At 65.7% G+C, this 10,438-nt stretch carries 9 protein-coding genes; all 9 read left to right on the top strand.

The window, feature by feature from the left end; genetic code table 11:
- Positions 1 to 5: 5 nt before the first annotated feature.
- Positions 6 to 1,352, top strand: coding sequence for a UDP-N-acetylmuramoyl-L-alanine--D-glutamate ligase (gene murD / locus ACYAF3_RS05235; RefSeq protein WP_003161468.1), 1,347 nt, complete (start codon positions 6 to 8; stop codon positions 1,350 to 1,352).
- Positions 1,352 to 2,551 carry a putative lipid II flippase FtsW gene (ftsW, locus tag ACYAF3_RS05230; protein ID WP_003094125.1) on the top strand — a complete coding sequence of 400 codons (1,200 nt, stop codon included), beginning with the start codon at positions 1,352 to 1,354 and terminating at the stop codon, positions 2,549 to 2,551. The genes murD and ftsW overlap by 1 nt, the downstream gene beginning before the upstream one ends.
- The gene (gene murG / locus ACYAF3_RS05225) at positions 2,541 to 3,614 is read left to right on the top strand and encodes an undecaprenyldiphospho-muramoylpentapeptide beta-N-acetylglucosaminyltransferase (RefSeq protein WP_003103107.1); all 1,074 of its coding nucleotides are present in this window, start codon (positions 2,541 to 2,543) and stop codon (positions 3,612 to 3,614) included. The genes ftsW and murG overlap by 11 nt, the downstream gene beginning before the upstream one ends.
- Positions 3,607 to 5,049 (top strand): UDP-N-acetylmuramate--L-alanine ligase, encoded by a 1,443-nt coding sequence (gene murC, locus ACYAF3_RS05220; protein ID WP_003094121.1) that lies wholly within the window; start codon positions 3,607 to 3,609, stop codon positions 5,047 to 5,049. The genes murG and murC overlap by 8 nt, the downstream gene beginning before the upstream one ends.
- Positions 5,046 to 6,005: a D-alanine--D-alanine ligase gene (locus ACYAF3_RS05215; protein WP_023435760.1), complete on the top strand. Its 960-nt coding sequence runs from the start codon at positions 5,046 to 5,048 to the stop codon at positions 6,003 to 6,005. The genes murC and ACYAF3_RS05215 overlap by 4 nt, the downstream gene beginning before the upstream one ends.
- A gap of 3 nt (positions 6,006 to 6,008) precedes the next feature.
- Entirely contained in the window at positions 6,009 to 6,872 is an 864-nt protein-coding gene (locus ACYAF3_RS05210) for a cell division protein FtsQ/DivIB (RefSeq protein ID WP_003094118.1), read from the top strand.
- Between the two features lie 21 nt (positions 6,873 to 6,893).
- A complete protein-coding gene (ftsA, locus tag ACYAF3_RS05205; protein WP_003094115.1) occupies positions 6,894 to 8,147 on the top strand; it encodes a cell division protein FtsA in 1,254 nt (417 codons plus the stop codon).
- 50 nt (positions 8,148 to 8,197) lie between these two features.
- Entirely contained in the window at positions 8,198 to 9,382 is a 1,185-nt protein-coding gene (ftsZ, locus tag ACYAF3_RS05200) for a cell division protein FtsZ (protein ID WP_003103118.1), read from the top strand.
- A gap of 112 nt (positions 9,383 to 9,494) precedes the next feature.
- The gene (gene lpxC, locus ACYAF3_RS05195) at positions 9,495 to 10,406 is read left to right on the top strand and encodes a UDP-3-O-acyl-N-acetylglucosamine deacetylase (RefSeq protein WP_003094111.1); all 912 of its coding nucleotides are present in this window, start codon (positions 9,495 to 9,497) and stop codon (positions 10,404 to 10,406) included.
- Positions 10,407 to 10,438 lie beyond the last annotated feature (32 nt).

Raw genomic sequence — 10,438 nt, 5'->3', positions numbered from 1 at the left:
AGAGCATGAGCCTGATCGCCTCCGACCACTTCCGCATCGTTGTCGGCCTCGGCAAGAGCGGCATGTCCCTGGTGCGCTACCTGGCGCGCCGCGGCTTGCCTTTCGCCGTGGTCGATACCCGAGAGAACCCGCCGGAGCTGGCCACCCTGCGTGCCCAGTATCCGCAGGTGGAAGTGCGTTGCGGCGAACTCGACGCCGAGTTCCTCTGCTCCGCCCGCGAACTCTACGTCAGCCCCGGCTTGTCGCTGCGCACCCCCGCGCTGGTACAGGCCGCCGCGAAAGGCGTGCGCATCTCCGGTGACATCGATCTCTTCGCCCGCGAGGCGAAGGCCCCGATCGTCGCCATCACCGGTTCCAACGCGAAGAGCACCGTGACCACCCTGGTGGGCGAAATGGCGGTGGCCGCGGACAAGCGTGTCGCCGTCGGCGGCAACCTCGGCACCCCGGCGCTCGACCTGCTGGCCGACGACATCGAGCTGTACGTGTTGGAGCTGTCGAGCTTCCAGCTGGAAACCTGCGATCGCCTCAACGCCGAGGTGGCGACCGTGCTGAACGTCAGCGAAGACCATATGGATCGCTACGACGGCATGGCTGACTACCACCTGGCCAAGCACCGGATCTTCCGCGGTGCCCGCCAGGTCGTGGTGAATCGCGCCGATGCCCTGACCCGACCGCTGATCGCCGATACCGTGCCGTGCTGGTCGTTCGGCCTGAACAAGCCGGACTTCAAGGCTTTCGGCCTGATCGAGGAAGACGGCCAGAAGTGGCTGGCGTTCCAGTTCGACAAGCTGCTGCCGGTTGGCGAACTGAAGATCCGTGGCGCCCACAACTATTCCAACGCGCTCGCCGCGCTGGCGCTGGGCCATGCGGTCGGCCTGCCGTTCGACGCCATGCTCGGCGCGCTGAAGGCGTTTTCCGGCCTGGCTCATCGCTGCCAGTGGGTACGCGAGCGGCAGGGCGTGAGCTACTACGACGATTCCAAGGCCACCAACGTCGGCGCCGCCCTGGCGGCGATCGAGGGGCTGGGTGCCGACATCGACGGCAAGCTGGTGCTGCTCGCCGGCGGAGACGGCAAGGGCGCCGATTTCCATGACCTGCGCGAGCCGGTCGCGCGCTTCTGCCGGGCGGTGGTACTGCTTGGCCGTGACGCCGAGCTGATTGCCCAGGCACTGGGCAACGCGGTACCGCTGGTGCGCGTCGCAACGCTGGACGAAGCAGTCCGGCAGGCCGCCGAGCTGGCCCGCGAAGGCGATGCGGTGCTGTTGTCGCCGGCCTGCGCGAGCCTGGACATGTTCAAGAACTTCGAAGAACGCGGACGCCTGTTCGCCAAAGCCGTAGAGGAGCTAGCGTGATGCTGTCGGTGTTGCGCCCCTTCCCGTCGCCGCTGTTGAGCCGGCACGGCATCGACCTGGACTTCCCGCTGCTGGCGGGTTGCCTGGCGCTGCTCGGCCTCGGCCTGGTGATGGTGACTTCCGCCTCTTCCGAGGTGGCGGCGGCGCAGTCGGGCAACCCGCTGTACTTCTCCGTCCGTCACCTGATCTACCTGGTGATCGGCCTGATTTCCTGCGGCCTGACCATGATGGTCCCGATGGCCACCTGGCAGCGTTGGGGCTGGAAGCTGTTGCTGGTCGCCTTCGGCCTGCTGGTGCTGGTGATCACCCCCGGTATCGGCCGCGAGGTGAACGGCTCGATGCGCTGGATCGGCTTCGGCCTGTTCAACATCCAGCCTTCGGAGATCGCCAAGGTCTGCGTGGTGATCTTCATGGCCGGCTACCTGATCCGCCGCCAGCAGGAGGTCCGGGAAAGCTGGATGGGCTTCTTCAAGCCCTTCGTGGTGTTGCTGCCGATGGCCGGCCTGCTGCTGCGCGAGCCGGACTTCGGCGCCACCGTGGTAATGATGGGCGCTGCCGCGGCCATGCTGTTCCTCGGCGGGGTGGGGCTGTTCCGCTTCGGCCTGATGGTGCTGCTGGCGGTCGGCGCGGTGGTCCTGCTGATCCAGACCCAGCCCTACCGGATGGCACGCCTGACCAACTTCACCGACCCCTGGGCCGACCAGTTCGGCGCCGGCTATCAGTTGAGCCAGGCGCTGATCGCCTTCGGCCGCGGCGGCTGGTTGGGCATGGGACTGGGCAACAGCATCCAGAAGCAGTTCTACCTGCCGGAGGCGCACACCGATTTCGTCTTCGCCGTGCTTGCAGAGGAGCTGGGCATCGTCGGCGCCCTGGCGACCGTCGCCCTGTTCGTGTTCGTCAGCCTGCGCGCGCTGTACATCGGCATCTGGGCCGAGCAGGCCAAGCAGTTCTTCTCCGCCTACGTGGCCTACGGCCTGGCCTTCCTCTGGATCGGCCAGTTCCTGATCAACATCGGGGTGAACGTCGGCCTGCTGCCGACCAAGGGCCTGACCCTGCCGTTCCTCAGCTACGGCGGCAGTTCGCTGGTGATCTGCTGTGCCTGTCTGGGGATGTTGCTGCGCATCGAATGGGAACGGCGAACCCACCTGGGTAGCGAGGAATATGAGTTCAACGAAGAGGACTTTGCCGATGAAAGGTAATGTCCTGATCATGGCGGGTGGCACCGGCGGACACGTGTTCCCGGCGCTCGCCTGTGCGCGGGAGTTCCAGGCGCGCGGCTATGCCGTGCACTGGCTGGGGACGCCGCGCGGCATCGAGAATGACCTGGTACCCAAGGCCGGCCTGCCGTTGCACCTGATCCAGGTCAGCGGGCTGCGCGGCAAGGGCCTGAAGTCGCTGGTCAAGGCGCCGCTGGAGCTGCTCAAGTCGCTGTTCCAGGCGCTGCGGGTGATCCGCCAGCTGAGGCCGGTCTGCGTGCTCGGCCTGGGCGGCTATGTCACCGGCCCGGGCGGCCTGGCCGCGCGCCTCAACGGCGTGCCGCTGGTGATCCACGAGCAGAACGCCGTGGCCGGCACCGCCAACCGCAGCCTGGCGCCGATCGCCAGGCGCGTCTGCGAGGCATTCCCGGATACCTTCCCGGCCAGCGACAAGCGTCTGACCACCGGCAATCCGGTGCGCGGCGAGCTGTTCCTCGACGCGCACGCCCGCGCGCCGCTGACCGGCCGTCGGGTCAATCTGCTGGTGCTCGGCGGCAGCCTTGGCGCGGAACCGCTGAACAAGCTGTTGCCAGAGGCCCTGGCGCAGGTGCCGCTGGAAATCCGTCCGGCAATCCGCCATCAGGCCGGTCGTCAGCATGCCGAGATTACCGCCGAGCGTTATCGCACAGTGGCGGTCGAAGCGGACGTCGCGCCCTTCATCAGCGACATGGCCGCGGCCTATGCCTGGGCCGACCTGGTGATCTGTCGCGCCGGCGCGCTGACCGTCAGCGAGCTGACGGCGGCGGGTTTGCCCGCCTTCCTGGTGCCGTTGCCTCACGCGATCGACGATCACCAGACCCGCAATGCCGAATTCCTGGTACGCAGCGGCGCCGGCCGCCTGCTGCCGCAAAAGTCTACCGGCGCGGCCGAACTGGCCGCGCAGCTGTCCGAGGTCCTGATGCATCCCGAAACCCTGCGCTCCATGGCAGACCAGGCACGCAGCCTGGCGAAACCCGAGGCTACCCGGACGGTGGTCGATGCCTGCCTGGAGGTGGCCCGTGGTTAAAGAACCGAATGGCGTCACCCGGACCATGCGCCGTATCCGCCGCATCCATTTCGTCGGCATCGGCGGCGCCGGCATGTGCGGGATCGCCGAAGTGCTGCTGAACCTCGGCTACGAGGTATCCGGCTCGGACCTCAAGGCCTCGGCGGTGACCGAGCGCCTGGAGAAGTTCGGCGCGCAGATCTTCATCGGCCACCAGGCGGAAAACGCCGACGGTGCCGACGTGCTGGTGGTGTCGAGTGCCATCAACCGGGCCAACCCGGAAGTGGCCTCGGCCCTGGAACGGCGGATTCCGGTGGTGCCGCGTGCGGAGATGCTCGCCGAACTGATGCGCTACCGGCACGGCATCGCGGTAGCCGGCACCCACGGCAAGACCACCACTACCAGCCTGATCGCCTCGGTGTTCGCCGCCGGCGGCCTGGACCCGACCTTCGTCATCGGCGGCCGACTGAACGCCGCCGGGACCAACGCCCAGCTTGGCGCCAGCCGCTACCTGGTGGCCGAGGCCGACGAGAGCGACGCCAGCTTCCTGCACCTGCAACCGATGGTCGCGGTGGTCACCAATATCGACGCCGACCACATGGCGACCTACGGCGGCGACTTCAACAAGCTGAAGAAGACCTTCGTCGAGTTCCTCCACAACCTGCCGTTCTACGGACTGGCAGTGATGTGCGTGGATGACCCGGTGGTGCGCGAGATCCTCCCGCAGATCGCCCGCCCGACCGTGACCTACGGCCTCAGCGAAGACGCCGACGTGCGCGCGATCAACATCCGCCAGGAAGGCATGCGCACCTGGTTCACCGTGTTGCGCCCGGAGCGCGAGCCGCTGGACGTCTCGGTGAACATGCCCGGACTGCACAACGTGCTGAATTCCCTGGCGACCATCGTCATCGCTACCGACGAGGGCATCTCCGACGAAGCCATCGTCCAGGGGCTGTCCGGCTTCCAGGGCGTAGGCCGGCGCTTCCAGGTCTACGGCGAGCTGCAGGTCGAGGGTGGCAGCGTGATGCTGGTGGACGACTACGGCCACCATCCGCGCGAAGTCGCCGCGGTGATCAAGGCGATCCGTGGCGGTTGGCCGGAGCGTCGCCTGGTGATGGTCTACCAGCCGCATCGCTATACCCGTACCCGCGACCTGTACGAAGACTTCGTGCAGGTGCTGGGCGAAGCCAACGTGCTGCTGTTGATGGAGGTCTATCCGGCCGGCGAAGAGCCGATCCCGGGAGCCGACAGCCGCCAGCTGTGCCACAGCATCCGCCAGCGCGGTCAGCTCGACCCGATCTACTTCGAGCGCGACGCCGACCTGGCGCCGCTGGTCAAGCCGCTGCTGCGCGCTGGCGACATCCTGCTTTGCCAGGGTGCTGGCGATGTCGGCGGCCTGGCCCCGCAACTGATCAAGAACCCGCTGTTCGCCGGCAAGGGAGGGAAGGGCGCATGAACCTTTGCCTCGATAGCCTGCTGAACGGCACCCAGGATCCCAAGGCGTTCGGCCGCGTCGCCGTGCTGTTCGGCGGCAAGAGCGCCGAGCGCGAGGTGTCGCTGAAGTCCGGCGCGATGGTCCTGCAATCCCTGCTGGCCGCCGGGGTCGATGCCTTCGGCATCGATGTCGGCGAAGACCTGCTGCAACGCCTGGTCGAGGAGAAGATCGACCGTGCCTTCATCATTCTCCACGGTCGTGGCGGCGAGGATGGCAGCATGCAGGGCCTGCTCGAGTGCGCGGGCATTCCCTACACCGGCAGCGGCGTGCTGGCCTCGGCGCTGGCGATGGACAAGCTGCGGACCAAGCGGGTCTGGCTCAGCCTCGGCCTGCCGACCCCGGACTATGCGGTGCTGGCCAGCGAGGATGACTGCCGCGAAGCGGCGCAGCGACTGGGTTTCCCGCTGATCGTCAAGCCGGCTCACGAAGGCTCGAGCATCGGCATGGCCAAGGTCGGCGGGCTCGACGAATTGATCGCGGCGTGGCGCGAAGCGGCCCGCTACGACTCGCAGGTGCTGGTCGAGCAGTGGATCAGCGGCCCGGAATTCACCGTGGCGACCTTGCGCGGGCAGGTGCTGCCGGCGATCCGCCTGGGCACGCCGCACACCTTCTACGACTACGACGCCAAGTACCTGGCCAGCGATACCCGCTACCAGGTGCCCTGCGGTCTCGACGAGGCCAAGGAAAGCGAGCTGAAGGAACTCACCGCGCGCGCCTGCGACGCCCTGGGCATCCAGGGCTGGGGGCGGGCGGACGTGATGCAGGACGCCGAAGGGCGTTTCTGGCTGCTTGAAGTCAACACCGCACCAGGCATGACCGACCACAGCCTGGTGCCTATGGCCGCGCGGGCCGCCGGCCTGGATTTCCAGCAACTGGTGCTGGCGATCCTGGCCGATAGCCGCGAGGCGAGGGGATAAGCCATGAACGGCGTACTGCTCCGTCATCAGCAACCCGGTGGACTCGGCCGCGCTCCGCGCAAGCCGATGCCGCGCGGCGCCAGCCGTCTGGTGGCCAAGGAACCGCTGAGCGTGCGCCTGCCGAAAGCCGACTTCAGTTTCCTCAAGTACCTGGCTTGGCCGCTGTTGCTGGCCGTTCTCGGCTATGGCGCCTATCGCGGCGCCGAGTACATCCTGCCGTACGCCGACCGGCCGATCGCCAAGGTCAGTGTCGAGGGCGACCTCAGCTACATCAGCCAGCGCGCGGTGCAGCAGCGGATCTCCCCGTACCTGGCGGCGAGCTTCTTCACCATCGACCTGGCGGGCATGCGCGGGCAACTGGAACAGATGCCCTGGATCGCCCACGCAGAGGTGCGCCGGGTGTGGCCGGACCAGGTGGTGATCCGCCTGGACGAGCAACTGCCGATCGCCCGGTGGGGCGACGAAGCGCTGCTGAACAACCAGGGACAGGCTTTTACGCCAAAGGAACTGGCGAATTATGAACATCTGCCCCGCTTGCATGGTCCACAGCGGGCGCAACAGCAGGTGATGCAGCAATACCAGTTACTCAGCCAGTTGCTGCGTCCCCTCGGGTTCTCCATCGCCCGCCTGGAAATGAGCGATCGCGGCGGTTGGGCGCTGACCACGGCCCAGGGCGTCGAGATCCAGATCGGGCGCGACCACGTGGTAGACAAGATTCGCCGCTTCGTAAGCATCTACGACAAGGCACTCAAAGATCAGATTTCGAACATTGCGCGGATCGACCTGCGTTACCCCAACGGCCTCGCCGTTGCGTGGCGCGAGCCGGTCACGCCCGCGACGGTGGCCACGGCCAGCGCCGTGCAGTGAGTTGAGGAGACAGTAATAACCATGGCAAGCGTGCAGAGCGGCAAGATGATCGTCGGCCTCGACATCGGTACCTCCAAGGTGGTGGCGCTGGTGGGCGAGGTGACGGCCGATGGCCAGCTGGAGGTCGTTGGCATCGGTACTCATCCGTCCCGCGGCCTGAAGAAGGGCGTGGTGGTGAACATCGAGTCCACCGTGCAGTCGATCCAGCGCGCCATCGATGAGGCCCAGCAGATGGCCGGTTGCCGTATCCACTCGGCGTTCGTCGGCATCGCCGGCAACCACATCCGCAGCCTCAATTCCCACGGCATCGTGGCGATCCGCGATCGCGAGGTGAACCCGGCGGATATCGAACGGGTACTGGATGCCGCCCAGGCGGTGGCGATCCCGGCGGACCAGCGGGTGCTGCATACCCTGGCCCAGGATTACGTGATCGATAATCAGGAAGGCGTGCGCGAGCCGCTGGGCATGTCCGGGGTGCGCCTGGAAGCCAAGGTGCACGTGGTGACCTGCGCGGTGAATGCTTCGCAGAACATCGAGAAGTGCGTGCGCCGCTGCGGCCTCGAGGTCGACGACATCATCCTCGAGCAGTTGGCCTCGGCCTATTCGGTGCTGACCGAGGACGAGAAGGAACTGGGCGTGTGCCTGGTGGATATCGGCGGCGGCACCACCGATATCGCGATCTTCACCGAAGGCGCGATCCGCCATACCGCGGTGATCCCGATCGCCGGCGACCAGGTCACCAATGACATCGCCATGGCCCTGCGTACGCCGACCCAGTACGCGGAAGAGATCAAGATCCGCTACGCCTGCGCCCTGGCCAAGCTGGCCGGTGCCGGCGAGACCATCAAGGTGCCCAGCGTCGGCGACCGGCCGCCGCGCGAACTGTCGCGCCAGGCCCTGGCCGAAGTGGTCGAGCCTCGTTACGACGAGCTGTTCACCCTGGTCCAGGCCGAGCTGCGCCGCAGCGGCTACGAGGACCTGATCCCGGCAGGGATCGTCCTCACCGGCGGCACCTCGAAGATGGAGGGCGCGGTCGAGCTGGCCGAGGAAATCTTCCACATGCCGGTACGCCTCGGCGTGCCGTATAGCGTGAAGGGCCTCACCGACGTGGTGCGCAACCCGATCTATTCGACGGGCGTCGGCCTGCTGATGTACGGACTGCAGAAGCAGTCCGATGGCATGTCGATGTCTGTGTCAGGCAGCAGCTACAGCAGCGACGAACCCAAGGCACCTGTCCTGGAGCGGCTCAAACGCTGGGTCCAGGGCAATTTCTGATTCAACGCGGTAACAGTAGGCGACAAAACTAGAAAGGAAGGAGAGGGGAAATGTTTGAACTGGTCGATAACATCGCACAAACCGCCGTCATAAAAGTGATCGGTGTAGGTGGTGGTGGCGGCAACGCCGTCAATCACATGGCCAAGAACAACGTCGAGGGCGTCGAGTTCATCTGCGCCAACACCGACGCACAAGCGCTGAAGAACATCGCGGCGCGCACCGTTCTGCAACTCGGCCCGGGCGTCACCAAGGGGCTGGGTGCCGGCGCCAATCCGGAAGTCGGTCGTCAGGCGGCTCTGGAAGATCGCGAGCGCATTTCCGAAGTGCTGGAAGGCGCCGACATGGTCTTCATCACCACCGGCATGGGTGGCGGCACCGGTACCGGCGCCGCGCCGATTATCGCCGAAGTGGCGAAGGAAATGGGCATCCTCACCGTCGCGGTGGTGACCCGCCCGTTCCCGTTCGAAGGTCGCAAGCGCATGCAGATCGCCGACGAGGGCATCCGCGCGCTGGCCGAGAGCGTCGATTCGCTGATCACCATCCCGAACGAGAAGCTGCTGACCATCCTCGGCAAGGACGCCAGCCTGCTGGCCGCCTTCGCCAAGGCCGATGACGTGCTGGCCGGTGCCGTGCGCGGTATCTCCGACATCATCAAGCGTCCGGGCATGATCAACGTCGACTTCGCCGACGTGAAGACCGTCATGAGCGAAATGGGCATGGCGATGATGGGTACCGGCTGCGCCAGCGGTCCGAACCGTGCCCGCGAGGCCACCGAGGCGGCAATCCGCAACCCGCTGCTGGAAGACGTCAACCTGCAGGGCGCGCGCGGCATCCTGGTGAACATCACCGCGGGTCCGGACCTGTCCCTGGGCGAGTACTCCGATGTCGGCAACATCATCGAACAGTTCGCTTCCGAGCACGCCACTGTGAAGGTGGGCACCGTGATCGACGCGGACATGCGCGATGAACTGCACGTCACCGTAGTCGCCACCGGCCTGGGCGCGCGCCTGGAGAAGCCGGTGAAGGTCGTCGACAACACCGTGCAGGGCAGTGCAACCCAGGCAGCCGCTCCGGCCCAGCGCGAGCAGCAGTCGGTGAACTACCGCGACCTCGACCGTCCTACCGTGATGCGCAACCAGTCTCACGGCAGCGCGGCGACCGCGGCCAAGCTGAACCCGCAGGATGACCTGGATTACCTGGATATCCCGGCGTTCCTGCGTCGTCAGGCCGATTGAAGTAATTAATCAGGAGTAGAGATGTGATTGGTGTTCAGCAAAGGCCGGTTCTGCTATCATCGCCGGCCATTGTTGAAAACAGTTCGCAGTCAGCGCTTAAGCGGCCAAAGCCATGATCAAACAACGCACCTTGAAGAACATCATCCGGGCTACTGGCGTCGGTCTGCACTCGGGGGAAAAGGTTTACCTGACCCTGAAACCGGCGCCGGTGGACACCGGTATCGTGTTCTGCCGCACCGACCTGGATCCGGTCGTGGAAATCCCGGCCCGGGCCGAGAACGTCGGCGAAACCACCATGTCGACCACCCTGGTCAAGGGTGACGTCAAAGTGGATACGGTGGAGCACCTGCTCTCGGCCATGGCCGGCCTGGGTATCGACAACGCCTACGTCGAGCTGTCCGCTTCGGAAGTGCCGATCATGGATGGCAGCGCTGGTCCGTTCGTATTCCTGATCCAGTCCGCCGGATTGCAAGAGCAGGAAGCTGCCAAGAAGTTCATCCGCATCAAGCGCGAAGTCAGCGTGGAAGAGGGCGACAAGCGCGCCGTCTTCGTTCCGTTCGACGGCTTCAAGGTCAGCTTCGAGATCGATTTCGATCATCCGGTCTTCCGTGGTCGCACCCAGCAGGCCTCGGTCGATTTCTCCAGTACTTCCTTCGTCAAGGAGGTCAGCCGCGCCCGTACCTTCGGGTTCATGCGCGACATCGAGTACCTGCGTTCGCAGAACCTGGCACTCGGCGGTAGCGTGGAGAACGCGATCGTGGTCGACGAGAACCGCGTGCTCAACGAAGACGGCCTGCGTTACGAGGACGAGTTCGTCAAGCACAAGATCCTGGATGCCATCGGCGACCTGTATCTGCTCGGCAACAGTCTTATCGGCGAGTTCCGTGGCTTCAAGTCCGGCCATGCCCTGAACAACCAACTGCTGCGTACGTTGATCGCAGACAAGGATGCTTGGGAAGTGGTGACCTTCGAAGACGCGCGTACCGCGCCTATTTCCTATATGCGCCCGGCGGCGGCAGTGTAGGAAAACTCTCCTTTCCATATTTGGAGGCCACC

Source organism: Pseudomonas sp. TZ252 (assembly GCF_056110345.1).
The sequence above is the reverse complement of the archived record's forward strand: the minus strand, read 5'-3'. Positions and strand labels throughout refer to the sequence as shown.